A 25,153-nucleotide genomic window follows, 5' to 3' on the forward strand; every position below is an offset into this window, starting at 1 on the left:
CGGCCACGGGGGCCGGGGGCCGCCCGGGGGCCGGCCGTAATGGCCAGGAGGGTCGCCGGTGGGTCGTGAGACCCTTGATGGGTACCCGAATCCTCTTCGACGAAAGCATGGCTTGTGACCGCCACGGACCGCTCCATCGAGCTCATCAAGGCCGCCGCCCAGGCGGCCGCCGACAAGCTCGCGCACGACATCATCGCGTACGACGTCAGCGACGTACTGTCGATCACCGACGCCTTCCTGCTGGCCTCGGCTCCCAACGACCGCCAGGTCAAGTCGATCGTCGACGAGATCGAGGAGCACCTTGCCAAGGAGCTCGGCGCCAAGCCGGTGCGCCGTGAGGGCGACCGCGACGCCCGCTGGGTGCTGCTCGACTACGTCGACATCGTCATCCACGTGCAGCACAGCGAGGAGCGCGTCTACTACGCCCTGGAGCGCCTGTGGAAGGACTGCCCGGAGATCGAGCTGCCCGCCGACGCCGTCGCGACCCGCGGCAAGGCCGAGGAGCACTCCCGTGCGCAGGCCGCGGAGGCGGACCTCGACGGCGTGGACGGTGAGCTGAGCTGAGCGGCGGCAAGAGCGGCGGCCGGGGCCGCCGCATCGTCCTGTGGCGGCACGGCCAGACCGCCTGGAACCTGGAGCGGCGCTTCCAGGGCTCCACGGACATCGAGCTGACCGGGACCGGCGTGGCGCAGGCGCGCCGGGCCGCCCGGCTGCTGGCCGGCCTCGGGCCGGACGTGATCATCGCCTCGGACCTCAGCCGGGCCACGGCCACGGCGGCGGAGCTCGCCGCCGTCACCGGCCTCGAGGTCACCACCCACGCCGAGCTGCGCGAGACGTACGCGGGCGTGTGGCAGGGCCTCACGCACGACGAGATCATCGAGCGGCACGGCGAGGAGTACGCGGCGTGGAAGCGCGGCGAGCCCGTCCGGCGCGGCGGCGGTGAGCTGGAGACCGAGGTCGCCGACCGGGCCGCCCCGGTCGTCCTCGAGCAGGCCGCGAAGCTGCCGGAGAACGGCACGCTCGTCGTCGTCAGCCACGGCGGCACCATCCGCACCACCATCGGCCGGCTGCTCCAGCTGGAGTCCCGCTCCTGGGAGTCGCTGGGCGGCCTGACCAACTGCTGCTGGTCGGTGCTGGGCGAGGGCGCGCGCGGCTGGCGCCTGCTGGAGCACAACGCGGGGACGCTCCCCGAGCCGGTGCTCGGCGACGACGACTGAGCGCCCCCGGGGAGCCCCCGGGCCCGGATTTCACATCCGGGCAGGTGGCAGGCTAAAGTTCTTCTTGTTCGCGGGGAACGCCGGGGGAAACGCCGGAAGACCTGAGAACAGCGGGGCTATAGCTCAGTTGGTAGAGCGCCTGCATGGCATGCAGGAGGTCAGGAGTTCAATTCTCCTTAGCTCCACAGTTCGAAACGATCCCGTCTCCGTCACCGGAGGCGGGATCGTTTGCTTTAGCGGCACATTCCCGTGGCAGAATCCGGTCGTCGGGAGCGGAGGACGGGCCGAAGGGGAGGGAACGGCTGACCCATGGGTGCTCACAGCCGGAAGTGCGACTGGTGCGGCAGCGGCACGCCCATCGTGCGGGACATGGAACCGCTCAACTCCGCCTTCCAGTACTGGTGCGTGGAGTGCGCACGGGCGCTGATCATAAAAGGCGACCCCATCGAGACCTACCGCGAGCTCGAAGGCGAGCCGATCTACGGGCGGCTGCTGGACGAGCACTGCACGCTCAAGCGCTTCTACTCCTTCGCCACGGCCTGACGGCCCCGGCCGGAACGGGTCCCGGCCCGGCCCGAACGGATCCCGGCCCGGCCCGAGCGGCCGCGCACCGGAACGCACACGACCGCGCACCACGGTGTGGCGGAACCTGTGATTTCCCGGTTTTTCCCCGGATTTCCTTCATGTCCGGCAACCCTCTCCAGAGACGCACGCGTCCTGAGGGGTGAAGCTGCCGCCGGGAACGGCCGGCGGCACGGGGGAAGCATGCGGAGGACACCGCGTGACCGAAACTGTCATCGGCCCGGCCGGCTCCGAAGAGGCCGTGGCCGAACTCACACCCTTTCTCGACGCCCTGCGCGTCCCGCCGGTGCTGCGGCCCGGCCGGACCGAAGCGCTCCGCGGCATCGAGATCGACCAGACCGCCACCTGGGTCCGGCTGCACTCGCAGCTGCCGCCCACCCGCGTATGGGCCTACGAGGGCCACGTCCCGGGGCCGACGATCGAGGTGCGCCGCGGCCGCCGGCTGCGCATCACCTGGAGCAACCGCCTCACCGGCCCCCACCCGGTGACCGCCGTGGAGGCGGCGCAGGTGCCCGGCGCCCCGGCGCCCGACACCGTGCCCGGCCGCAGCGGCGCCGTACCGCTGGCCGACGTCGCGGCGCTGCCCGCCTGGACGGTGACGCACCTGCACGGCGCACCCACCGGCGGCGGCAACGACGGCTGGTCGGAGAACGCCGTCTCACCGGGCGACAGCCAGCTCTCCGAATATCCCAACGACCACCGTGCGGTCGCCTGGTGGTACCACGACCACGCCATGGACATCACCCGCTGGAACGTCTTCGCGGGCCTGGCGGGGATGTACCTCGTCCGGGACGCCGAGGAGGACGCGCTGCACCTGCCCTCGGGCGAGCGCGAGATCCCGCTGATCGTCCAGGACCGCAACCTCGACCAGGACCCGGACGGCAAGCTGACCGGCCGGCTGCTCCACAAGACCGTGATCGTCGGCAAGGACGCCCAGGGCAAGAACGTCACCCGCTCCTTCAACGGCCCGTACACCCTTGTCAACGGCGTCATCTGGCCTTACCTGGACGTGTCCGCCCAGTGGTACCGCTTCCGGCTGCTCAACGCCTCCAACGCGCGGACCTACGCGCTGCGGCTGGTCGACGGGGAGACCGGTGAGCCGGTGCGGGGAGCGGCCTGGCAGATCGGCACGGACGGCGGGCTGCTGCCGCGTCCGCTGCCGCTGGACGGGGTGCTGTCCGTGGCGCCCGCCGAGCGCATGGACCTGCTGGTCGACTTCGGGCTGCTGCGGGGCCGCCGCGTCCGGCTGGTCAACGAGGCCCCGGGGGTGCCCCATCCGCAGGTCATGGAGTTCCGGGTGGCGGACGAGGAGGAGTGCGACCCCTTCGTGCTGCCGGCGGTGATCTCCAGCTCCTTCGAGCGGCTCACCCACGACACGGTGCCCGAGCACGAGCACCGGCTGATCGCCCTGGTCCCGCCCGGCACGGCCGGGAACGCCCACCCGGGCATGTGGGAGATGCAGAAGGCCGAGCCGGGCGACGTGCACGTCCCGGGCGTGGGGGTGATCCAGGTCAAGGGCGCGGACGGCAAGCTGCGGACGTACCGCAGGGCCGCCCAGACCTTCGACGACGCGCTCGGCTTCATGGTCACCTACGACGGCTGGGAGCAGTGGAGCTTCCTCAACCTGGGCGGCCCGACGCACCCGATGCACATCCACCTGATCGACTTTCAGGTCCTCAGCCGCGACCTCTACCCCGCGGGCCCGCAGAGCCCCTTCGACGTCGCCCTGGGCGGCACGCGCGCACCGCTGGAGTTCGGGGGGCGGGCGCCGGTGTCGGAGGGCGACGCGGGCTGGAAGGACGTGATCCAGGTGCCGGCCGGGCAGATGGTCAACGTGATCGGCCGCTTCCGCGGGGCGCGCGGCCGGTTCATGTACCACTGTCACCTGCTGGAGCACGAGGACATGGGGATGATGCGTCCGTTCGTGGTGATGCCGGGTGAAGTGCTGAAGTTCCATCACGGGGAGCACGGCGGCCACGGGGGTCACGGCCACTGAGGCCGTCCCGCGCCGGGCGGTCCGGCCCGGCGCCCGCGGTCCGGAGGGCGGCCAGGGCGAGGAAGGCCGCCCCGGCCGCCGGGTAGCCGGCGGAGAGCAGCATCCGGCCGCCGTCCTGCCGGAGTTCGGGCCGGGTCTGCGGGTCGTGGGGGACCCGCCACAGCGCGTAGGAGCAGAACAGCACGGCGGCCACCGCGGTCCCCGCCCACCAGGCGCGGCTGCCGCGGGCGGCCGCCTCGCGGGCGAGCAGCAGCCCGGCCGGTACGCACCACACCCAGTGGTGCGACCAGGAGACGGGGCTGACGAGCAGTGCGGTGGCCGCGCAGGAGAGGGCGCCCCAGGCGGTGGCCCGCGGCCCGCACCGCTGCGTCCGGACCGCGACCGTGAGGCCGAGCACGGTGACGGCCAGCGCCGCGACCGCCCACCACGCCCCGGGGTCGCCGGTGTGCAGCAGCCGGGCGAGGACGCCGCGCAGCGACTGGTTGGCGGTGTCCTCGGCGTGGCCGACCCGCTCGGTGGCGAAGACGGCGTCCGTCCAGAAGCGGCGCGAGTCGTACGGCAGGGCCAGCGCGGCGAGGACCGCCGTCCCGGCGAAGGCGGCGGTGGCGACGGCCGCCCGGCGCAGCCACGGTCCGCCGCCCGCCGCGCCCGCGCCGCCTGCTCCGCCCCCTGCGCCCGCTCCGCCCGCGCGCCGGGCGAGGCCGGTCGCCGCCAGGTGGACGACGAACAGGGCGGGGGTGAGCTTGATGCCCGTCGCGAGGCCGGTGCCCAGGCCCGCCCAGCGGTGGGCCGCGGGGCGCGTCAGGTCCCACAGCACCAGGACGACGACGAGGAGGTTGATCTGTCCGTTGCGCAGGGTCTGCCACACGGGCTCGCACCAGACGCACAGGGCGGCCGCCGTGAGCGTCACGGCGGCGCGCGGGCGGACGTCGACGAGCCGCAGGGAGAGGTGGACGAGGGCGAGCAGCAGGCCGAGGTTGGCGAGCTCGGTGAGGACGCGCAGCGCGGTCGTGCCGGGCAGCGTCAGGGCGGTGAACAGGAGCGCTGCGAAGGGCGGGTAGGTGGCGGGCAGGCCGCGGTGCGTGGCGCGCATCGCGTAGAGGTCGCCGCCGGTGCGGACGGTCCACCCTTCGGCGCGGTAGACGAGGACGTCGATGGAGGTGACGTGGGCGGCCCGCTGGGCCAGCAGGAAGAGGCAGAAGGAGACCAGACAGCCCGCGGCGGCGGCCAGGGTGCTGCGGCGGCCGGGGCGGCCGGGCCGGGCTGGCACGAGGAGCACTCCGGTTCCACGGGTGACAAATCGGGCGAATAGTGGGCGATGTTATCCCATTCGCCCAGGTTCCCGGTGGCGCCGGGCGGCCGATTTGGCAGGCGGCGGGGGTCTCCGTGTAATGTTGTCGATGTCGCCGGGGGGAACGGCAAGGGAAACAACCCGAACCGAACCCGGTGGAAAACAGAACACGGGGCTATAGCTCAGTTGGTAGAGCGCCTGCATGGCATGCAGGAGGTCAGGAGTTCAATTCTCCTTAGCTCCACAGAAAATAAGCGGGTCGTCCGGAAACGGACGGCCCGCTTTTTCGTTTCCGCACCCGGCTGCCGGGAGCTCCGGTGGCTAACGCTCCTTGTCCAGCCGGAGGGCCAGCGCGGGGCAGCGCCGTACGGCCCGCTGTGCCCGGCCCCGCAAATGGTCCGGCACGCCCGCGTCCGCGAGCGCGGGATAGCCGTCCGGCCCGGTGCGGACGAGCTGCGGCAGCAGGTCCGCGCACAGCCCGTGCCCCTTGCACAGCGTCCAGTCCACCGCCAGCCGCTCCACGCGGCGCGGGGCGCCGGTGACGGCGTCCGGGCCGCCGGACGGGGGCAGCGGCAGCACCCCGGCCGTCGGGCGCCCGCAGCCGGCGCCCAGGACGTGCGCCGCGAGGTCGTCCGTGAAGGCCGACAGCGCGCTCAGGACGAACCGTGCGGCACCGTCCGGATGCCCGCACGCCCCGCGCCCCCGCACCGCCCCGGCGGCCTCCCGCACGGCCTCCAGCGCGCCCTGCCCGCCGCCGGCCGTGACGTCCGCCAGCGCCCCGGCGAGCGTGGGCAGCCCGAGCCGGCACGGCCCGCACTGCCCGGCCGACTCGGCGGCCAGCCAGTGCGCGACCCGTACCGTCTCGCCCAGCGGGCAGGTGTCCGCGGGCAGCGGCAGCACCGCCCCCGCCCCGAGCGCCCCGCCGCGGGCGGCCAGGCCCTCGTGCGACACCGGGGCCGTGGCCGCCGTCGCCGCGTCCAGCCATGCGCCGTGGTAGCCGCCGGTCAGCACCGCCTGCGGGGCCGGGGCGGCGCCGCAGGCGCTCAGGACGGAGGCGAGCGGCACCCCGCTCGGCGCCTCCACGACCTGCGGCTCCGGCACCGCGCCCGAGACGGTCAGCAGCACGGTGCCGGGCTCGCCCGCGGTGCCCGCGGCCGCATAGCCCTCGGGCCCCAGGCGGGCGGCGAGGGCGAGTTGGGCGTAGGTCTCGGCGTTGGACAGAAGCGTCGGCGCCCCGCTCAGCCCCTCCTGCGAGGCCCTGCCGTGCCGCCCGGGCGGCAGCGGCGGCCCGCCGTCGGCGGCCCGCAGCAGCGCCGAGGACTCGCCCGAGACCAGCCGCTCGGGCAGCCGCACCACCCGGGCGCGCACGGACAGGCCGCGCACGGGCCGCCCGTGCCGGTCGGTGAGGCCCCGCTCGGCGAGCGCCTCCCGCACCGAGGCCTCGGCCGTCGCCCGGGTCACCCCGACCACCACCGAGCCGGCGCCGAGGGCGGCCGCGGCCAGCAGCGCCCCGTCCAGCACCAGGTGCGGCGCCCGTCCGAGCAGCACGGCGTCCTTGCGGCAGGCCGGATCGCCCTCGCAGCCGTTGACCACCACCGCGGGGCGCGCGCCGCGCCGCTGTGCCATCCGCCCGACCGCCCGCAGCTTCTGCGCGAACGGGAAGCCCGCGCCGCCGCGGCCGCGCAGCGCGACCGCCTCCGCCAGCGCCGTCAGCTGCTCCTCGGTGTGCCCGGGCAGCGAGCCGTGCACCGACAGGTGTGCGCTGCGGTCCAGCCGGGCCGCCCTGTCCAGCCCGGCCAGCAGGTGCGGCGCCCCCAGGGAGAGGACCGCCGGCTGCTCGGGAAGTGCGGCGCTCACCGGGCCCGGCCCGGGGCGTCCGGCCGCAGCCGGTCCGCCCCTATGCGCCGGTGGACCGCCGTCGCGGCGAGCGGGGCCGGGCCGAGGACGCCACCGGCGCGTTCGGGGAAGTCGAGGAGGTCCATGGCACGGCACCGTAGGGAGCCCACCGGCGGCGTGCGGTCCGCTTCGCACAACCCCGGCGCGACGGGTCTCACCACTGCTAACGTCGGTTCGTTCGGCGCAGCCGTACCAGGGCCCGAACCTCGATGCGGCCCCTTCGGCCCCTGCGGTAACCTGGCCCCATGCGTGCCGTACGCCTTCTGCTTAGCGGGCCGCGCTGATCAGTACCGACCGGTGACCACGGTCGGCATCGGCGCGGCGTCCCCTCCTGTGCGAGGGGATTTTTCATTTCCGCAGGTGCCGCAGGTAGAGACGACGACGATCGATGGAGCTTTGAGGACGATGAGCGAGACCAACACCGCCGCCGAGGTGGCTGCCCCGCACCGCTACACGGCCGCGCTGGCCGCCGACATCGAGGCACGCTGGCAGGACTTCTGGGACGCCGACGGCACCTACGAGGCCCCCAACCCCACCGGTGACCTGGCGGGCGACCCCGCCGTCGTGGCCCGCCCCAAGAAGTTCATCATGGACATGTTCCCGTACCCCTCGGGTGCGGGCCTGCACGTCGGCCACCCGCTCGGCTACATCGCCACCGACGTCTACGCGCGCCACCACCGCATGACCGGCCACAACGTCCTGCACACCCTCGGCTTCGACGCCTTCGGCCTGCCCGCCGAGCAGTACGCCGTGCAGACCGGCACGCACCCGCGGGTCTCCACCGAGGCCAACATCGTCAACATGAAGGCGCAGCTGCGCCGCCTGGGCCTGGGCCACGACAAGCGCCGCTCCTTCGCCACGATCGACCCGGCCTACTACAAGTGGACCCAGTGGATCTTCCTGCAGATCTTCAACTCCTGGTACGACGAGGAGGCGAAGAAGGCCCGCCCGATCGGCGAGCTGATCGCGCAGTTCGAGAGCGGGCAGCGTGAGGTGCCGGGCACGCGCGCGTGGAGCGAGCTGAGCGGCGCCGAGCGCGAGGACGTCCTGGGCGGCTACCGCCTGGCCTACGCCTCCGACGCGCCGGTCAACTGGTGCCCCGGCCTGGGCACCGTCCTGGCCAACGAGGAGGTCACCGCCGACGGCCGCTCCGAGCGCGGCAACTTCCCCGTCTTCAAGTCCAAGCTGCGCCAGTGGAACATGCGGATCACCGCCTACGCGGACCGCCTGCTGGAGGACCTGGACGCCCTGGACTGGCCCGAGGCCATCAAGCTCCAGCAGCGCAACTGGATCGGCCGCAGCGTCGGCGCCCGCGTCGACTTCGCCGTCGAGGGCCACGAGGACGCGAAGGTCACCGTCTTCACCACGCGCCAGGACACCCTCTTCGGCGCCACCTACCTGGTCGTCGCCCCCGAGCACCAGCTCGTCACCGAGGACGAGGCCCACCGCTCGGTCGTCCCGGCCGCCTGGCCCGAGGGCACGCACGAGGACTGGACCGGCGGGCACGCCACCCCGGCCGAGGCCGTCGCCGCCTACCGCAAGGAGGCCGCCGCCAAGTCCGACGTCGAGCGGCAGGCCGACGCCAAGGAGAAGACCGGCGTCTTCACCGGCGTCTACGCGGTCAACCCGGCCAACGGCGAGAAGCTGCCCGTCTTCACCGCCGACTACGTGCTGATGGGCTACGGCACCGGCGCGATCATGGCCGTCCCCGCCCACGACAGCCGCGACTTCGCCTTCGCGCGCGCCTTCGACCTGCCGATGCACTGCGTCGTGCAGCCGGCCGACGACCGCGGCACCGACCCGTCCACGTGGGCGGAGTCCTTCGACTCCTACGACGCCGAGATCATCAACTCGGCCGGCGAGGGCATCTCCCTGGACGGCCTGGTCGTCCCCGAGGCGAAGTCCCGCATGGCCGAGTGGCTGACGGAGCAGGGCATCGGCGAGGCCACCGTCAACTTCCGCCTGCGCGACTGGCTCTTCAGCCGCCAGCGCTACTGGGGCGAGCCCTTCCCGATCGTCTACGACGAGCAGGGCGTCGCCCACTCGCTGCCCGAGTCGATGCTGCCGCTGGAGCTGCCCGAGGTCGAGGACTACTCGCCGCGCACCTTCGAGCCCGACGACGCCGACACCGAGCCCGAGACCCCGCTCTCCCGCAACGAGGAGTGGGTCAACGTCACGCTGGACCTCGGCGACGGCCCCAAGCGCTACCGCCGCGAGACCAACACCATGCCCAACTGGGCGGGCTCCTGCTGGTACGAGCTGCGCTACCTCGACCCGAACAACGACGAGAAGCTGGTCTCCGCCGAGGCCGAGCAGTACTGGATGGGCCCGCGCGAGGGCCAGCCGCACGGCGGCGTCGACCTGTACGTCGGCGGTGCCGAGCACGCCGTGCTGCACCTGCTGTACGCCCGCTTCTGGTCCAAGATCCTCTTCGACCTGGGCCACGTCTCCTCGGCCGAGCCGTTCCACAAGCTCTACAACCAGGGCATGATCCAGGCGTACGTCTACCGCGACGCCCGCGGCATCGCCGTCCCCGCCACCGAGGTGGAGGAGCGCGGCGGCGCGTACTACTACCAGGGCGAGAAGGTCAGCCGGCTGCTCGGCAAGATGGGCAAGTCCCTGAAGAACGCCGTCACGCCGGACGAGATCTGCTCCGAGTACGGCGCCGACACCCTGCGCCTGTACGAGATGGCGATGGGCCCGCTGGACGTCTCCCGCCCGTGGGACACCCGCGCCGTCGTCGGCCAGTACCGCCTGCTGCAGCGCCTGTGGCGCAACGTCGTCGACGAGGCGACCGGCGAGGTCACCGTCGTGGACGCCGAGGCCGACGAGGCCACGCTGCGCGCCCTGCACAAGGCGATCGACGGCGTCGGCCAGGACCTGGCGAACCTGCGCTTCAACACCGCCATCGCCAAGATCACCGAGCTCAACAACCACGTGACCAAGCTGAGCGAGGTCCCGCGGTCCGTCGCCGAGGCCATGGTGCTGCTGATCGCGCCGCTGGCCCCGCACATCGCCGAGGAGCTGTGGCACAAGCTCGGCCGCTCCGGCTCCGTGGTGCACGCGGACTTCCCCGTCGCCGACCCCGCCTACCTGGTCGACGAGGCCGTGACCTGCGTCGTCCAGATCAAGGGCAAGGTCAAGGCGCGGCTGGAGGTCCCGCCGTCCATCTCCGACGAGGAGCTGGAGAAGGTGGCGCTGGGCGACGAAGCGGTCGTCGCGGCGCTGGGCGGCGCGGGCATCCGCAAGGTCATCGTGCGGGCGCCGAAGCTGGTGAACATCGTTCCGGCGTAAGGTTCGGTCCGGCCTACTGAGGGTTCTTCCCTACGGGCAGGTTGGGGGTTCGTTCGGAACCCCTGGCCTGCCCGTGCCGTTTACGGTGGAGACGTAGGAAAAAACCGTAGGGAAAGCTGTCGTCCCCCAGCCGAGGAGCGTCATGGAAGCCGTGGCCGTGATCGTCGTTCTGATCTTCGCGGTCCTCGTCGCACTCGGGGTGATCGCCACGGTCAGGACGGCACGGGCGGTCAAGCGCGGAGTGGACCGCACCGTCGGCCAGGCGCGCCGCACGGTCGAGGACACCCGGTTGAAGGCCCGGCAGTTCGCCCAGCCGGGAGCGGCCGGGGAGGTCGCCCAGCTGCGCCTGTCCCTGCGCACGTCGATGCGCGCCACGCAGGACGCCCTGCAGAGCGCCGCGCCCGACGACGCCTCGCTGTCCGAGGCGCTCGCCCTCTTCCAGCGGCTCAGCGCCCACGGCCACGAGCTCGACGACGAGCTCAAGCGCCTGGAGAACGAGCCGGACAAGGCCCGCGTCGCGGCCTGCCTGCCCGAGCTCCGCGAGCGCACGGCCCGCGTCAAGGACTCGGCGGACTCCCTGCGCTTCGCCGCCCAGGACCGCGCCCGGCGCTTCGCCGAGGACGACCTGGAGACGCTGAGCGGCCAGATCCGCATGGAGGCGGGGGCGCTGCGGCACTGGAGCGACGAGCCGGTGGCCGGAGGGGCTGCGGGCATGCCGGGTCCGGCCGGTCCGGTGGGTGCGCAGGCTGCGGCGGGTGGGCAGGCTGCGGCGAGTGCGCCGGCCGGGGAGCCGGCTGCGGCTCCGGGCGCCGGTGCACCGGCGGGGGAGCGGCCCGAGCCCGCGCCCGAGCCTCGTGCGATCACCGGGCGGGACCAGGACGGATGGCGGCAGCCGGGCTATTCCTGGCAGAAGACGAGCCGCCCGGAGAGCACCACCTGACCGGTCCGGTGCGCCCGCTGCTCGCGGCCCGCTGCCTGTGCCCCGGTGCGCCCTGTGCGTGTGTCCCGTGCGTGTACCCCATGCGGCCTTCCGCTGTCCGGCGGTCCCGCGGGATGATCACCTGTACGGGGCCCGTACTGCCGTCGGAGCGCCCCTGCGGGTAATCTCCGGAACATGTCCCGCCATGTCGCTGTCATTACTGATTCAACGGCCTATCTGCCGCAGCGGGCGATGGAGCGGCACAGCATCACCGCCGTACCGCTGACCGTCGTACTGGGCGACGAAGCGCTCGAAGAGGGCACCGAGATCTCGGCCCGCAGTGTGGCCCAGGCCCTGCAGAAGCGCAGGTCGGTGACCACTTCCCGGCCCGGCCCCGAGGTCTTCGCGGCCGCCTATCGCGCGGCGGCCGAGGCCGGCGCGCGGGGCATCGTCTCGCTGCACCTGTCGGCCGAGTTCTCCGGTACGTACGACGCGGCGGTCCTCGCGGCGCGCGAGGCGCCGGTGCCGGTGCGGGTCGTGGACACCGGCATGGTCGCCATGGCCCTCGGTTTCTGCGCGCTGGCCGCCGCCGAGACGGCGGACGCCGGCGGCACCCTCGACGAGGTCGTCGCCGCCGCGGAGAAGCGGGCCCAGGGCACGGCCGCCTTCTTCTACGTCGACACCCTCGACTACCTCCGGCGGGGCGGCCGCATCGGCGCGGCCCAGGCCCTGCTGGGCTCGGCGCTCGCCGTCAAACCGCTGCTGCAGCTGGAGGGCGGCCGCATCGAGCTGCGCGAGAAGGTGCGCACGGCGTCCAAGGCCATCGCCCGGCTGGAGGAGATCGCGGTGGAGCGCGCGGGCGCGGCCCCCGTCGACATCGCCGTCCACCACCTGGCCGCCCCCGACCGCGCGACCCTGCTGGCCGACCGGCTGCGGGAGCGGCTGCCGGCGCTGGAGGAGCTGCACGTCAGCGAGGTGGGCGCGGTCATCGGGGCGCACACCGGGCCGGGGTTGCTGGGCGTGGTGGTGGCACCGAAGTAGGGCCGCAGCTCCTTGTCCTTCCCCCGGTGGGGTGACGGGGTTATCCACAACTGCCGGGATATCCACGGGAATCGGGCCGTCCGAGCGGGATCGGGCGTCTCGCTCTACGGTCTTGCGCATGACGGATCGCCCGAGAAATGCGGCAGTTGAGCCCGGCGGCCCTTCGCTGCGGGAGCGGGCGGGGGAGCTGTTTCCGGGGCGGCCGGCGGGGCCTGCCTCGGGTGCGGAAGACTCCGGCGGACTGAATGACCCTCGCAGCGGGGCGAGTTGGCGGCTCGCGCTGCGGGAGCGGCTGCCGCTGTGGGCGCAGCTGCGGTGCGGCATCGAGCCGAGGACGCTCGCGGCGCTGACGGTCCTGCTGGTCGCCGCGTGCGCCTTCGCCGCGTACCACTTCCTGGCCGGGCGCCCGCAGACCGTGCGGGTGCCCTCACGGGAGGCACCGGCCGCAGCGGCCGCGCCGCCGTCCTCGCCGGCCGTTCCCGCGCCCGTCGCGCCCTCGGTGGCCCGTACGGGCGGGGCGGTGGTGGTGGACGTGGCGGGCAAGGTCCGCAAGCCCGGCGTGCTGCGCCTGCCGCCCGGATCGAGGGTGGCCGACGCGCTGGCCGCGGCCGGAGGAGCCCGGCCGGGGGCGGACACGACGGGCATCAACCGGGCGCGCGTCCTCGTGGACGGCGAGCAGATCGTGGTGGGCGCACCGGGGCCCGCGGCTGCTCCGGGCGTCCCCGGAGCCTCGGCGGCCCCCGGGGCTCCGGCGGGTGCGGGAGGCCCGGCGCCCGGCGTGCCGCTGAGCCTGAACGCCGCGACGGCCGAGCAGCTGGACGCCCTGCCGGGCGTCGGGCCCGTCCTGGCCCGGCACATCCTCGACTACCGCACGCAGCACGGCGGTTTCCGCTCCGTCGAAGAACTGCGCCGGGTCAACGGCATCGGCAGCCGCCGCTTCACCGACCTCCGCCCGCTGGTGCAGCCATGACGACCACCACCGACACCGGACCGCCGCCCGAAGCCCTACCCGGGCTCCGCCGCGAGGGCCCAGTGGACCTGCGGCTGGTGGCGCCCGCGTTGGCGGCGTGGGCGGCAGCGGCCGCGGCCCTGACGGCGACGGGGTGGACGGTCGCTCTGTCGGCGGCGGCCGGAGTGCCGGCGGCCGGGGCACTCATGGTGGGCGCGCTCGCCGCCGGTGGCGGCCGCGGCCCCCACGGGCCGCCGGACCCACAGAGCGGCGCCCCGTTCCGCGCACGAGGCCCGCGGCGTGGGATCGTCGTCGCTCTCGCCGCCGTCCTGTTGTGTGCCGCCGCCGGTGCGGCGGTGGCCGCCCTGCGGGGTGCCGACGTCCGCCGTGGGCCGTTGCCCGGGCTGGCTCGCGGACAGGCCGACGTCGCCGTCGAGGCCACGGTCACCACCGACCCCAGGGCCACGCGTCCCCACGCGCGGGGCGCGGTCCATGCGGCGCCGGCGGTCGTGATCGGGGCCGAGGCCACCGAGGTCACCGCCGGGCGCATCACCACCGCCGTCCGTACGCCCGTGCTGCTGATCGCGCCGCCCTCCTGGGCCGGGCTGCTGCCCTCCACCCGGGTCCGGGCCGAGGGGCGCCTGGCCCTGCCGTCCCGGGCGGCGGGCTCCGGGCCCCCGCCCGCCGCGGTCCTGCGGATCGGCGGCCGGGAGCCGCCCGCCGTCGTGGGCGGCCCCAGTGCGGTCCAGCGGGTCGCGGCCCGGTTCCGCGCCGGTCTGCGGGACGCCACGGACGGGCTGGACCCGGACGCCCGCGCGCTGCTTCCCGGGCTGGTGGTGGGGGACACCTCCCGGGTTCCGGAGGACCTCGACGAGGCGTTCCGGGCGACCGGGATGACGCACCTGCTGGCCGTCTCCGGCAGCAATCTCGCGATCCTGCTCGCGGTGCTCGTCGGCCCGCCGCACCTGGCCGCGCGGGCCGAGCGCCGCGGGCTCGCCGCCCGGCTCGGGGTGCCCCTGCGGGCCACGGCGGTGCTGGGCGCGGGGCTCGTGCTGGGGTTCGTCGTGGTGTGCCGCCCCGAGCCGAGCGTGCTGCGGGCGGCCGCCTGCGGACTGGTGCTGCTGCTCGCGCTCGCCACGGGCCGCCGGCGCAGCCTGCTGCCCGCCCTGGCAGCGGCCGCCCTGCTGCTCGTGCTCTACGACCCCTGGCTGGCCCGCAGCCCCGGCTTTCTGCTGTCGGTGCTGGCCACCGGCGCCCTCCTGACCCTCGCGCCGCACTGGAGCGCCGCCCTGCAACGACGAGGGGTGCCGCCACGCCCGGCCGAGGCCCTGGCCGCGGCTGCCGCCGCGCAGGCCGTCTGCGCGCCGGTGATCGCGGTGCTCGCGGAGCGGGTGAGCCTGGTGGCGGTGCCCTGCAATCTCCTCGCCGAGGCAGCGGTCGCGCCCGCCACGGTGCTGGGCTTCGCCGCGATGGCCGTGTCCCCCGTGGCCCCGGCCGTCGCGGAGGGGTGCGCCTGGCTCGCGTCCTGGCCCGCATCGTGGGCCGCCGCGGTGGCCCGTACGGGCGCGGGTCTGCCCGGCGCGGAGCTCGGCTGGCCGGGCGGCTGGGCCGGGGGCCTGCTGCTGGCCGCCCTGACGGCTGCCGCCGTGCTCGCCGCCCGCGGGCTGCTGCGCAGCCCCTGGGCCTGTGCGGGCTGTGCGCTGCTGCTGCTCGTGGCGGTCGTCCGCCCGGCGCCCCTGACCCGGGCGGTGACGGGCTGGCCGCCGCCCGGGTGGCGCCTCACCGCGTGCGACGTGGGCCAGGGGGACGCGCTGGTGCTCGCGGCGGGCGAGGGGAGCGCGGTGGTCGTGGACGCCGGTCCGGAGCCGCGCGCGGTCGACCGGTGCCTGCGGGCCCTCGGCGTGGACAGCGTGCCGCTCGTCCTGCTGAGCCACTTCCACGCCGACCACGTCGACGGCCTGCCCGGGGTGCTGCGCGGGCGCGCGGTCGGGGCCGTCGAGACGACGTCGCTCGCCGAACCCCCGGGCCGGGCCGCCTTCGTCCGCCGCGAGGCCGGGCGCGCGCACGTGCCCGTGACCACGGCCCGGCCGGGGGAGCGCGGCCGGGTGGGGGAGCTGGAGTGGGAGGTGCTGTGGCCGCCGCCCGCGGGCACGTCGGCCGTGGCGGAGGAGGGCCCCAACGACGCCAGCGTCACCCTGCTGGTCCGCAGCGGGGGCCTGACCGCACTGCTCCTCGGCGACCTCGAACCGCCCGCTCAGCAGGCCCTCGCGGAGGCGCATCCCGGGCTGCCCGCCGTGGACGTCCTGAAGGTCGCCCACCACGGCTCCGCGTACCAGGACCCGCAGTTGATACGCAGGCTCCGCCCCCGCCTGGCCGTCGTCTCGGCCGGCGCCGGGAACCCGTACGGGCACCCGTCGCCGCGCACGCTCGCCGCGCTCCGGGAGCAGGGTGCGGCCGTCGTCCGCACGGACACCGACGGGCCGGTCGCGGTGACGGGCGCGGGGAGGGAGGTCGCAGCGGTCACGAAGGCTTCCGCCGGCCGGCGGCGAGCAGGGGCGGGAGGACAGGCATGAGAGGACAGGGGCGAGCGAGCAGGAGCGAGAGGACAGGGACAAGGGACGAGCGAGCAGGAACGAGAGACCAGGGACCAGGGACGAGCGACCAGGGACGGGAGAGCAAGGACACAGAGATGCAGGACCACAGCCCGATGTCACCGGCCCCCGGCCTGAGGGATAACTGACCCATGGACAAGATCATCAGTGACGAGGCGGTCGACGCCTATCTGAGCCGCATCGGCGGCACCCGCCCCTCCGCCGCGGGTCCGGAGGCGCTGCGCGAGCTCCACATCCGCCACCTGCACGCGGTGCCCTTCGAGAACCTCTCGGTCCACCTGGGCGAGGAGGTCGTGCTGGACCCCGCCGCCCTGGTGGCCAAGGTGACCGCCGGGCGCGGCGGATTCTGCTACGAACTCAACGGCGCCTTCGCCGCGCTGCTGAGCGCCCTGGGCTACCGGGTCACGCTGCTGGCCGGGCGGGTGGTGGGGCCCGACGGCTCGTTCGGGCCGCCCTTCGACCACCTCGCGCTGCGGGTCGACGCCGGGGAGCCGTGGCTGGTGGACATCGGCTTCGGCAGGAACAGCCACTACCCGCTGCGGTTCGACGAGCGGGGGGAACAGCCCGACCCCGCCGGGACCTTCCGGATAGCCGAGACGGAGGACGGGGACCTCGACGTCCTCAAGGACGGCGAGCTGCAGTACCGCCTCGAACGCCGGCCCCGGGAGCTGGCGGACTTCGAGGGCTGCTGCTGGTGGCACCGCACCTCGCCCAAGTCCCTCTTCACCCAGGCGGTGATCTGCTCGATGCTCGCCGGCGAGGGCCGGGTCACCATCAGCGACCGCACCCTGGTGACCAGCGGCCCGACGGGCCGTCAGGTGCTGACGCTGGCGGAGGAGGAGATCCTGCCCGCCTTCCGGGAGCACTTCGGCATGGAGCTGGAGCGCGTACCGCAGGCGCGCCCGGCTCAGGCACGCCCGTCGCAGGCGGGCGGTCCGCAGGAGGCCGGGGCGCAGGCGGGCGGTCCGGTCCCCGCGGAGGGGTGAGTCACTCCCTTTCGAGCCAGCCGTCGTACTCCTCGGCGAGCTCGCGCAGGGCGGCGAGGTCGAGTTCCCCTTCCGGGTCCTCCAGGACGACCAGCCACTGGGCGTCCTCGGCGTCGTCCTCGCCGGCCAGCGCCTCGCGCACTATCTGCGGGTCGTCGTCCAGGGTGAAGCGCTGGGCGGCCTCCTCGGCCGCCTCCTCGGCGGCGTCGCGGTCGGGAAGCACCAGGAGGTGTCGTACGGAATCGGTGTCTGAAGAGAGATAACGGCTGCTCACACGCACATTGTGCGATACCGGGGGACGGCTGCGCGGGGGGAGGTGTCAGTAGCGCGTGGGATGCTGGACGCGATGGCCAGGAAGACTGCAACCGACGATCTGCTCGCCCCCCTCACGCTCGCCGTGGGCCAGGAGGATCTCCTGCTGGACCGCGCCGTCCGGGAGGTGGTCGCGGCCGCCCGCGCCGCCGACGCCGACACCGACGTCCGCGACCTCACCCCCGATGCGCTCCAGCCGGGCACCCTCGCCGAGCTGACCAGCCCCTCGCTCTTCGCCGAGCGCAAGGTCGTGATCGTCCGCAACGCCCAGGACCTCTCCGCGGACACGATCAAGGACGTGAAGGGGTATCTCTCCGCGCCCGCCGAGGAGATCACCCTGGTGCTGCTCCACGCGGGCGGCGCCAAGGGCAAGGGCCTGCTGGACGCGGCGCGCAAGGCCGGGGCGCGCGAGGTCGCCTGCCCCAAGATGACCAAGCCTGCCGACCGCCTGGCATTCGTGCGGGGTGAGTTCCGGGCCGCCGGCCGTTCCGCGACCCCCGAGGCCTGCCAGAACCTGGTGGATGCGATCGGCAGCGATCTGCGGGAGCTGGCCAGCGCCTGCACGCAGCTCGTCGCCGACATCGACGGCACGATCGACGCCGCCGTCGTCGGCCGCTATTACACGGGCCGCGCCGAGGCCTCCAGCTTCACCGTCGCCGACCGCGCGGTGGAGGGGCGGACCGCCGAGGCGCTGGAGGCGCTGCGCTGGTCGATGTCCACGGGCGTCGCGCCCGTCCTGATCACGAGTGCGCTCGCCCAGGGCGTCCGCGCCATCGGCAAGCTCGCCTCCGCCCCCCGCGGGGCGCGGCCCGGGGATCTGGCCAGGGATCTCGGGATGCCGCCGTGGAAGATCGACCGGGTGCGGCAGCAGATGCGGGGGTGGTCGGCGGACGGAGTGGCCGCGGCGCTGATCGCCGTCGCGGAGGCCGACGCGGGCGTCAAGGGCGGCGGTGACGATCCGGAGTACGCGCTCGAAAAGGCGGTCGTCGCCGTGGCGCGGGCGGCCCGTAGCCGCGGCTGAGCGTCGTCGTCGACCGTCGTAAGGGGGGGGCAGAACATGTTCTGCCCCCCCTTACGACGGTCGACAACAATCCAGGCCCCGAAAACCCCGAAGGCCCCGGGTCACCCTTGGGGAAAGGGTGACCCGGGGCCCGGGTTCGTTCATCGAGCCGTGAGGCTCATGCCGCGCCCGCGTGGCGAACGACCGTGCGCGGCGGGGTGCCGTACCGGAGCGGTAGAGAGGGTCCGCTGGGTCCGGTGCCGGCGAAGGACCGGGGCTCACGCCCCGGAAAGGCTTCAGCCCTTGAGGGCGGCAACCTGCTTGGCCAGCGCCGACTTCTTGTTGGCGGCGGCGTTCTTGTGCAGGACACCCTTGGTGGCGGCCTTGTCGAGCTTCTTGCCGGCCAGGGCAACGGCGGCGGTGGCCTTCTCGGCGTCACCGGCGACGATGGCCTCGCGGGCCGCACGGACAGCGGTCTTGACCGCGGACTTGACGGCCTTGTTACGCAGGCGCGCCTTCTCGTTGGTCTTGTTCCGCTTGATCTGGGACTTGATGTTCGCCACGAAAGAGCCTTTTCAGGTTCGTTGGATTTCGAGTACTGCGTGGTGTGGCCATCGTGTAGAGGGCACGACAGGCACAGTGGACCAGGCTACCAGTAGCCCCTCCGGCCGCCCAAACCGGACCGAGGCCGCCGGTCGTGGGACGATGGGGGAGTCGTATACCCGACTCCCGCCGAGACTGGCGTTCAAACGCCGAAGTCACCGAATGGATCCTGCGTGCCCGCGACCCCTACCAACGTGCCCGAGCCGAGCCGTACCGACCCGGCTCTGATCCGTAACTTCTGCATCATCGCGCACATCGACCATGGCAAGTCGACGCTCGCCGACCGGATGCTTCAGCTGACCGGCGTGGTCGACCAGCGGCAGATGCGCGCGCAGTACCTCGACCGGATGGACATCGAGCGCGAGCGCGGCATCACGATCAAGTCCCAGGCGGTCCGTCTGCCGTGGGCGCCCACCGAGGACAAGGGCAACACCCACATCCTCAACATGATCGACACCCCTGGTCACGTCGACTTCACCTACGAGGTCTCGCGCTCGCTCGCCGCGTGCGAGGGCTGCATCCTCCTGGTCGACGCCGCGCAGGGCATCGAGGCCCAGACCCTCGCCAACCTCTACCTGGCGATGGAGAACGACCTCACGATCATCCCGGTCCTCAACAAGATCGACCTGCCTGCCGCCCAGCCGGAGAAGTTCGCCGCCGAGCTCGCCAACCTCGTCGGCTGCGACCCCGAGGACGTCCTCAAGGTCTCCGCCAAGACCGGCGTCGGCGTGCCCGAGCTGCTCGACCGCGTCATCCGCGAGGTCCCGGCCCCGGTCGGCGTCAAGGACGCCCCGGCCCGCGCGATGATCTTCGACTCGGTCTACGACTCCTACCGCGGCGTGGTCACCTACGTCCGTGTCGTCGACGGCGAGCTCAAGAAGCGCGAGCGCATCAAGATGATGTCGACCGGCGCGACCCACGAGCTGCTGGAGATCGGCACCAACTCGCCCGAGATGCTCCCGGCCGACGGCCTGGGCGTCGGCGAGGTGGGCTACATCATCACCGGTGTGAAGGACGTCCGGCAGTCCAAGGTCGGTGACACGATCACCTCCCAGCAGAACGGCGCCACCGAGGCCCTGGGCGGCTACAAGGACCCGAAGCCCATGGTCTTCTCGGGCCTGTACCCGCTGGACGGCTCGGACTACCCGGAGCTGCGCGAGGCCCTCGACAAGCTCCAGCTCAACGACGCCGCGCTGGTCTACGAGCCGGAGACCTCGGCCGCCCTCGGCTTCGGCTTCCGCGTCGGCTTCCTCGGCCTGCTCCACCTCGACGTGGTCCGCGAGCGGCTCGAGCGCGAGTTCGGCCTGGACCTCATCGCCACCGCGCCCAACGTGGTCTACAACGTGCGGATGGAGGACGGCGCCGAGTACGTCGTCACCAACCCGAGCGAGTTCCCCGAGGGCAAGATCGCCGAGGTGCACGAGCCGGTCGTCAAGGCGACCGTCCTCGCGCCCACCGAGTTCGTCGGCGCGATCATGGAGCTCTGCCAGTCCCGCCGCGGCACGATGCTGGGCATGGACTACCTCTCCGAGGACCGGGTCGAGCTGCGCTACACCCTCCCCCTCGCGGAGATCGTCTTCGACTTCTTCGACCAGCTGAAGTCCAAGACCCGCGGCTACGCCTCCCTCGACTACGAGCCCACGGGCGAGCAGACCGCCGACCTGGTCAAGGTCGACATCCTGCTGCACGGCGACAAGGTCGACGCCTTCTCCGCGATCACGCACAAGGAGAAGGCCTACGCCTACGGCGTGCGGCTCGTCGCCAAGCTGCGCGAGCTCATCCCGAGGCAGAACTTCGAGGTGCCGATCCAGGCCGCGATCGGCTCCCGCGTCATCGCCCGTGAGACGGTCCGCGCCATCCGCAAGGACGTCCTCGCCAAGTGCTACGGCGGTGACATCTCCCGTAAGCGGAAGCTGCTGGAGAAGCAGAAGGAAGGCAAGAAGCGGATGAAGATGGTCGGCAGCGTGGAGGTCCCCCAGGAGGCCTTCATCGCGGTGCTGTCCAGCGACGAGTCCGGGGAGAAGGGCAAGAAGTAGCCCTGCCGGAGGCCCCGGCGAAGCGACCCGGCGGACACCCGCCGGCACCGCCTCGCAGCGCTCCGAAGCGCCCGTTCCCCTCGGGGGACGGGCGCTTTTGCGTCATTGGCCGCGCCGGGGGCGCGCCTGCTGGTCACAGCTTCGACAAGCCCATCCCAGGCCCTTACGCAGCGGGCCCGGGCGGCTTACGCTGATCACTGCTTGGAAGGTTACTCGTGAGTCACCAGCAACGATCGGGCCCCGGAGGACGCCGTGACCGAGACACAGGCTTTGATCGAGAACCGGCCGCCCTCCGTGGCGACGATCCTCCTCGAACGCGTCGAGGCGACACCCGACGCGGAGGCCTACCGCTATCCGGTCCCCGCCCCCTCCGGCCAGGGCGCCGAAACCTGGGCCTCGCTCTCCTGGGGTGAGGCGGCCGAGCGGATCTTCGCGATCGCCGCGGGCCTCGCCGACCTCGGCGTACGGGCCGAGGAGCGCGTAGCCCTCTCCAGCGCCACCCGAGTGGAGTGGATCCTCGCCGACCTCGGAGTGCTCTGCTCCGGCGCCGCCACGACCACGGTCTACCCCAGCACCAACGCCGAGGAGACGGCGTTCATCCTCTCCGACTCCGAGAGCCGGGTGCTCATCGCGGAGAACGCGGCGCAGCTCGCCAAGGCCCGCGAGCACCGCGCCGACCTGCCCGGACTCGCCCACGTCGTCGTCATCGACGAGAAGGACGCGGTCCCCGCCGACGGCGACCCCGACGGCTGGGTGCTCTCCCTCGCCGAGCTGGAGCGGCGCGGCGCCGCCCGCCTGGAGGCCGAGCCCGGCACCGTCCGCGACCGCATCGCCGCTCTGCGCTCCGAGCAGCTCGCGACGCTCATCTACACCTCCGGCACCACCGGCCGCCCCAAGGGCGTCCGCCTGCCCCACGACACCTGGTCGTACATGGCGCGCGCCATCCAGGCCACCGAGATGGTCCGCCCCGACGACGTGCAGTTCCTGTGGCTGCCGCTCGCCCACGTCTTCGGCAAGGTGCTGACCTGCAGCCAGATCAGCACCGGGCACGTCACCGCCATCGACGGGCGGCAGGACCGGATCGCCGAGAACCTCAAGGTCGTCCGGCCCACCTACATGGCTTCCGTCCCGCGCATCTTCGAGAAGGTCTACAACGGCGTCGCCGCCAAGGCCCGCGAGGGCGGCGGGGCCAAGTACAAGATCTTCCGCTGGGCCGCCGAGGTCGCCCGCGAGTACGCCCGGGTCTCGCAGGAGAACTTCCGCCGCACCGGCAGCAGGACCGTCCCCTTCGGCCTCGCCGCGCAGCACCGGATCGCGGACACCCTCGTCTACGCCAAGATCCGCGAGGCCTTCGGCGGCCGGCTGCGCGCCTGCATCTCCGGCGCCTCCGCGCTGCCCGTGGACATCGGCCTCTTCTTCTCCGGCGCCGGCATCCACATCCTGGAGGGCTACGGCCTCACCGAGACCAGCGCCGCCAGCTTCGTCAACCCCGGCGAGGCCTACCGCACCGGCACCGTCGGCAAGCCGCTGCCCGGCACCGAGGTCCGCATCGCCGACGACGGCGAGATCCTGCTGCGCGGCCCCGGCGTCATGGCCGGCTACCACGGCCTGCCCGAGAAGACCGCCGAGGTCCTGGAGAGCGACGGCTGGTTCCACACCGGCGACATCGGCGAGCTCTCGCCCGACGGCTACCTGCGCATCACCGACCGCAAGAAGGACCTGATCAAGACCTCGGGCGGCAAGTACGTCGCACCGACCGAGATCGAGGGCCGCTTCAAGGCCCTGTGCCCCTTCGTCTCCAACGCCGTCGTGCACGGAGCCGACCGCAACTACTGCACCGCCCTCCTCGCGCTGGACGAGCCCACCCTCATGACCTGGGCCGCCGAGCACGGCCTGGCGGGCAGGTCCTACGCCGAGGTCGTCGCGGACAGGCAGACCACCGAGCTCATCGAGGGCTACGTCGAGCGGGTCAACGAGGGCCTGCAGCGCTGGCAGACGATCAAGAAGTTCCGGCTGCTGCCGCGCGACCTCGACGTCGAGCACGGCGAGCTCACGCCGAGCCTGAAGCTGAAGCGGCCGGTCGTGGAGCGGCGCTACAAGGACCTGATCGAGGAGATGTACGAGGGGGCTCGCGAGAAGTGATCGCCGCGGGGTGATCGCTTCTCGGGAGGTGTCCCGAGGCGTCCCCCTCCGGGCGGTGACCCGGCCGGTCCCGACCGGGGCGGTCCCGGCCAGGCCGGTCCGCTCCGGCGATGCCGGACAATGGACTCATGCCTTCCGTACTGCCTGACGGCGAACCCATGCCCGAGGACGGGGCCCTGCCCCGTCACGCCCTTGTCGGCGCCGGGCAGCGGCCGCTCGGGTTCTACCTGCACGTGCCCTACTGCGCGACGCGCTGCGGGTACTGCGACTTCAACACGTACACCGCGAGCGAGCTGCGCGGCTCCGGCGGCGCGCTCGCCTCGCGGGACAACTACGCCGAGACGGTCGCCGAGGAGATCCGCCTCGCACGGAAGGTCCTGGGCGATGACCCGCGCCCCGTCGAGACCGTCTTCGTCGGCGGCGGCACGCCCACGCTGCTGCCCGCCGCCGACCTCGTGCGGATGCTCGCGGCGATCCGCGACGAGTTCGGCCTCGCGGACGGCGCGGAGGTCACCACCGAGGCCAACCCGGAGTCCGTCGACCCGCGCTACCTCGCGGAGCTGCGCGAGGGCGGCTTCAACCGGATCTCCTTCGGCATGCAGAGCGCCCGGCAGCACGTCCTGAAGATCCTCGACCGCACGCACACGCCCGGCCGCCCCGAGGCGTGCGTCGGCGAGGCGCGCGCGGCCGGCTTCGAGCACGTCAACCTCGACCTGATCTACGGCACCCCCGGGGAGTCGGACGACGACTGGCGCGCCTCCCTCGACGCGGCGATCGGCGCCGGCCCCGACCACGTCTCCGCGTACGCGCTGATCGTCGAGGAGGGAACCCAGCTGGCCCGCCGCATCCGCCGCGGCGAGGTCCCGATGACCGACGACGACGTCCACGCCGACCGCTACCTCATCGCCGAGGAGGCGCTCACCGCCGCGGGCTTCTCCTGGTACGAGGTCTCCAACTGGGCCACGACCGACGCCGGCCGCTGCCGCCACAACGAGCTCTACTGGCGCGGGGCGGACTGGTGGGGCGCGGGACCCGGCGCGCACTCCCACGTGGGGGGCGTGCGGTGGTGGAACGTCAAGCACCCGGGCGCGTATGCGCAGGCGCTGGCCGAGGGACGCTCCCCGGGAGCGGGCCGCGAGGTCCTGCCGGAGGAGGACCAGCGGGTCGAGCGGATCCTGCTGGAGCTGCGGCTGGTGGACGGCTGCCCGCTGTCGCTGCTGCGGCCCGCGGGCGCGGCGGCGGCCGCCCGTGCTCTGGCGGACGGCCTGCTGGACCCCGGCCCGTACGCGCAGGGCCGCGCGGTCCTGACCCTGAGGGGTCGGCTGCTGGCCGATGCGGTGGTGCGGGACCTGGTGGACTGAGGTCCCGGGGCTCTGCCCCGGACCCCGGTCCTCAATCGCCGGACGGCTGAAAATCTTTAGCCGTCCGGCAGCGGGCGGAGCCGCGGCTATGGAGCCGTCACGAAGTCGATCAGTTCCTCCACCCGTCCCAGCAACTCCGGCTCAAGATCCTTGTACGAGCGCACGCCCGAAAGGATCCTCTGCCACGCGGCGCCCGTGTTCTCCTGCCACCCCAGTGCCCGGCACACCCCCGTCTTCCAGTCCTGCCCCCGCGGCACCCGCGGCCACTCCCGGATGCCCACGGACGACGGCTTCACCGCCTCCCAGACGTCCACGTACGGGTGACCCACGACCAGCGCGTGATCGCCCGTCACCTCCGCCGCGATCCTCGACTCCTTCGAGCCGGGCACGAGGTGGTCCACCAGGACGCCCAGCCGGGCGTCCGGCCCGGGGGCGAAGGAGCGGACGATCGCCGGGAGGTCGTCGATTCCCTCCAGGTACTCGACGACCACGCCCTCGATGCGCAGGTCGTCGCCCCACACCCGCTCCACGAGCTCGGCGTCGTGGCGGCCCTCCACGTAGATGCGGCCCGCCCGGGCGACGCGTGCGCGCGCCCCGGGGACGGCGATCGAGCCGGAGGCCGTCCGCGCGGGCCCTTGGGGAGCGCGTGCCGCACCCGCGGGGCGTACGAGGGTGACGACGCGCCCCTCCAGGAGGAAGCCGCGAGGCTCCATCGGGAAGACCCGGTGCTTGCCGAAGCGGTCCTCAAGGGTGACCACCGGCCCCTGCGCCGTCTTCTCGCACCGGATCACCGCCCCGCAGAAACCGGTGGTGACCTCCTCGACCACGAGGTCGGCCTCGGCCGGCACCTCGGGCACGGGCGTGTTCCGCTTCCACGGAGGGGTCAGGTCCGGTCCGTACTGTCTGCTGCGCATGG

Annotated in this window: 19 protein-coding genes, 2 tRNA genes and 1 pseudogene; 16 read left to right on the forward strand and 6 right to left on the reverse strand. The window is 73.4% G+C overall.

The annotated features are described in order from the left end of the window. Positions 1 to 114 precede the first annotated feature (114 nt). The 5 genes and pseudogenes from rsfS to phsA all read left to right on the forward strand — a co-directional run. The gene (rsfS, locus tag AS857_RS18855) at positions 115 to 564 is read left to right on the forward strand and encodes a ribosome silencing factor (RefSeq protein WP_058044480.1); all 450 of its coding nucleotides are present in this window, start codon (positions 115 to 117) and stop codon (positions 562 to 564) included. Further along, positions 561 to 1,217 carry a histidine phosphatase family protein gene (locus tag AS857_RS18860; RefSeq protein WP_058044481.1) on the forward strand — a complete coding sequence of 219 codons (657 nt, stop codon included), beginning with the start codon at positions 561 to 563 and terminating at the stop codon, positions 1,215 to 1,217. Before rsfS ends, AS857_RS18860 begins: the two co-directional genes overlap by 4 nt. A gap of 112 nt (positions 1,218 to 1,329) precedes the next feature. Continuing rightward, positions 1,330 to 1,402 (forward strand) — tRNA-Ala (locus tag AS857_RS18865). 124 nt (positions 1,403 to 1,526) lie between these two features. Next, positions 1,527 to 1,760 (forward strand): hypothetical protein, encoded by a 234-nt coding sequence (locus tag AS857_RS18870; protein ID WP_058044482.1) that lies wholly within the window; start codon positions 1,527 to 1,529, stop codon positions 1,758 to 1,760. Positions 1,761 to 2,085: 325 nt separating this feature from the next. Beyond that, positions 2,086 to 3,702, forward strand: a pseudogene (gene phsA, locus AS857_RS18875) (O-aminophenol oxidase PhsA); the annotation flags it as partial. On the opposite strand, the gene AS857_RS37855 reads toward phsA, so the two are convergent. Beyond that, a complete protein-coding gene (locus tag AS857_RS37855) occupies positions 3,668 to 5,074 on the reverse strand; it encodes a glycosyltransferase 87 family protein (RefSeq protein WP_420823951.1) in 1,407 nt (468 codons plus the stop codon). The pseudogene phsA and the gene AS857_RS37855 sit on opposite strands and share 35 nt — an antisense overlap. Before the next feature lie 183 nt (positions 5,075 to 5,257). Here AS857_RS37855 and AS857_RS18885 point away from each other — a divergent pair. Further along, positions 5,258 to 5,330: transfer RNA gene (locus tag AS857_RS18885), tRNA-Ala, on the forward strand. 77 nt (positions 5,331 to 5,407) lie between these two features. Here AS857_RS18885 and AS857_RS18890 read toward each other — a convergent pair. After that, positions 5,408 to 6,943, reverse strand: coding sequence for an NADH-quinone oxidoreductase subunit NuoF family protein (locus AS857_RS18890; RefSeq protein ID WP_058044484.1), 1,536 nt, complete (start codon positions 6,941 to 6,943; stop codon positions 5,408 to 5,410). Beyond that, complete coding sequence (locus AS857_RS41955; protein WP_275477374.1) at positions 6,940 to 7,068, reverse strand: hypothetical protein; 129 nt, start codon at positions 7,066 to 7,068, stop codon at positions 6,940 to 6,942. The genes AS857_RS18890 and AS857_RS41955 overlap by 4 nt, the downstream gene beginning before the upstream one ends. Before the next feature lie 319 nt (positions 7,069 to 7,387). Here AS857_RS41955 and AS857_RS18895 point away from each other — a divergent pair, with 319 nt between their 5' ends. From AS857_RS18895 to AS857_RS18920, 6 genes are all read left to right on the forward strand, one after another. After that, positions 7,388 to 10,276 (forward strand): leucine--tRNA ligase, encoded by a 2,889-nt coding sequence (locus AS857_RS18895; protein ID WP_058044485.1) that lies wholly within the window; start codon positions 7,388 to 7,390, stop codon positions 10,274 to 10,276. A gap of 142 nt (positions 10,277 to 10,418) precedes the next feature. Next, positions 10,419 to 11,216 (forward strand): hypothetical protein, encoded by a 798-nt coding sequence (locus tag AS857_RS18900; RefSeq protein WP_058044486.1) that lies wholly within the window; start codon positions 10,419 to 10,421, stop codon positions 11,214 to 11,216. A gap of 174 nt (positions 11,217 to 11,390) precedes the next feature. Beyond that, a complete protein-coding gene (locus AS857_RS18905) occupies positions 11,391 to 12,236 on the forward strand; it encodes a DegV family protein (protein ID WP_058044487.1) in 846 nt (281 codons plus the stop codon). Positions 12,237 to 12,354: 118 nt separating this feature from the next. Next, complete coding sequence (locus tag AS857_RS18910; protein WP_079110495.1) at positions 12,355 to 13,206, forward strand: ComEA family DNA-binding protein; 852 nt, start codon at positions 12,355 to 12,357, stop codon at positions 13,204 to 13,206. Next, positions 13,203 to 15,758 (forward strand): ComEC/Rec2 family competence protein, encoded by a 2,556-nt coding sequence (locus AS857_RS18915; protein ID WP_079110496.1) that lies wholly within the window; start codon positions 13,203 to 13,205, stop codon positions 15,756 to 15,758. The genes AS857_RS18910 and AS857_RS18915 overlap by 4 nt, the downstream gene beginning before the upstream one ends. Before the next feature lie 170 nt (positions 15,759 to 15,928). Continuing rightward, a complete protein-coding gene (locus tag AS857_RS18920) occupies positions 15,929 to 16,783 on the forward strand; it encodes an arylamine N-acetyltransferase family protein (protein WP_058044488.1) in 855 nt (284 codons plus the stop codon). Position 16,784: 1 nt separating this feature from the next. On the opposite strand, the gene AS857_RS18925 is transcribed toward AS857_RS18920, so the two are convergent. Beyond that, a complete protein-coding gene (locus AS857_RS18925; RefSeq protein ID WP_079110497.1) occupies positions 16,785 to 17,057 on the reverse strand; it encodes a hypothetical protein in 273 nt (90 codons plus the stop codon). A 72-nt stretch (positions 17,058 to 17,129) separates the two neighbouring features. On the opposite strand from AS857_RS18925, the gene holA reads away from it, so the two are divergent. Next, complete coding sequence (holA, locus tag AS857_RS18930; protein ID WP_058046898.1) at positions 17,130 to 18,116, forward strand: DNA polymerase III subunit delta; 987 nt, start codon at positions 17,130 to 17,132, stop codon at positions 18,114 to 18,116. Positions 18,117 to 18,391: 275 nt separating this feature from the next. On the opposite strand, the gene rpsT is transcribed toward holA, so the two are convergent. Then, positions 18,392 to 18,658 (reverse strand): 30S ribosomal protein S20, encoded by a 267-nt coding sequence (gene rpsT, locus AS857_RS18935; protein ID WP_058044490.1) that lies wholly within the window; start codon positions 18,656 to 18,658, stop codon positions 18,392 to 18,394. A gap of 213 nt (positions 18,659 to 18,871) precedes the next feature. Here rpsT and lepA point away from each other — a divergent pair, with 213 nt between their 5' ends. The 3 genes from lepA to hemW all read left to right on the forward strand — a co-directional run bounded on the left by lepA (position 18,872) and on the right by hemW (position 24,237). Continuing rightward, on the forward strand, positions 18,872 to 20,734 hold the full coding sequence (gene lepA, locus AS857_RS18940) for a translation elongation factor 4 (RefSeq protein WP_058044491.1): 1,863 nt from the start codon (positions 18,872 to 18,874) through the stop codon (positions 20,732 to 20,734). A 252-nt stretch (positions 20,735 to 20,986) separates the two neighbouring features. Beyond that, entirely contained in the window at positions 20,987 to 22,876 is a 1,890-nt protein-coding gene (locus AS857_RS18945) for an AMP-dependent synthetase/ligase (protein WP_058044492.1), read from the forward strand. A 128-nt stretch (positions 22,877 to 23,004) separates the two neighbouring features. After that, positions 23,005 to 24,237, forward strand: a complete 1,233-nt coding sequence (hemW, locus tag AS857_RS18950) for a radical SAM family heme chaperone HemW (RefSeq protein ID WP_058044493.1) — start codon at positions 23,005 to 23,007, stop codon at positions 24,235 to 24,237. 86 nt (positions 24,238 to 24,323) lie between these two features. On the opposite strand, the gene AS857_RS18955 is transcribed toward hemW, so the two are convergent. Beyond that, positions 24,324 to 25,151, reverse strand: a complete 828-nt coding sequence (locus AS857_RS18955; protein WP_058046899.1) for a DUF3097 domain-containing protein — start codon at positions 25,149 to 25,151, stop codon at positions 24,324 to 24,326. Between the last annotated feature and the right edge of the window lie 2 nt (positions 25,152 to 25,153).

Origin of the sequence: Streptomyces roseifaciens, from assembly GCF_001445655.1 — a bacterium.
In the GTDB taxonomy this organism is placed as follows: Bacteria; Actinomycetota; Actinomycetes; order Streptomycetales; family Streptomycetaceae; genus Streptomyces; species Streptomyces aureoversilis.

What these genes read in the sequence shown, in the direction of transcription:
- AS857_RS41955 (WP_275477374.1), bottom strand. Translation starts at nt 7,068, where the DNA reads ATGGACCTCCTCGACTTCCCCGAACGCGCCGGTGGCGTCCTCGGCCCG.
- holA (WP_058046898.1), top strand. Translation starts at nt 17,130, where the DNA reads ATGGCCAGGAAGACTGCAACCGACGATCTGCTCGCCCCCCTCACGCTC.
- AS857_RS18910 (WP_079110495.1), top strand. Translation starts at nt 12,355, where the DNA reads ATGACGGATCGCCCGAGAAATGCGGCAGTTGAGCCCGGCGGCCCTTCG.
- AS857_RS18915 (WP_079110496.1), top strand. Translation starts at nt 13,203, where the DNA reads ATGACGACCACCACCGACACCGGACCGCCGCCCGAAGCCCTACCCGGG.
- AS857_RS18955 (WP_058046899.1), bottom strand. Translation starts at nt 25,151, where the DNA reads ATGCGCAGCAGACAGTACGGACCGGACCTGACCCCTCCGTGGAAGCGG.
- AS857_RS18900 (WP_058044486.1), top strand. Translation starts at nt 10,419, where the DNA reads ATGGAAGCCGTGGCCGTGATCGTCGTTCTGATCTTCGCGGTCCTCGTC.
- AS857_RS18870 (WP_058044482.1), top strand. Translation starts at nt 1,527, where the DNA reads ATGGGTGCTCACAGCCGGAAGTGCGACTGGTGCGGCAGCGGCACGCCC.
- hemW (WP_058044493.1), top strand. Translation starts at nt 23,005, where the DNA reads ATGCCTTCCGTACTGCCTGACGGCGAACCCATGCCCGAGGACGGGGCC.
- AS857_RS18895 (WP_058044485.1), top strand. Translation starts at nt 7,388, where the DNA reads ATGAGCGAGACCAACACCGCCGCCGAGGTGGCTGCCCCGCACCGCTAC.
- AS857_RS18905 (WP_058044487.1), top strand. Translation starts at nt 11,391, where the DNA reads ATGTCCCGCCATGTCGCTGTCATTACTGATTCAACGGCCTATCTGCCG.
- AS857_RS18920 (WP_058044488.1), top strand. Translation starts at nt 15,929, where the DNA reads ATGGACAAGATCATCAGTGACGAGGCGGTCGACGCCTATCTGAGCCGC.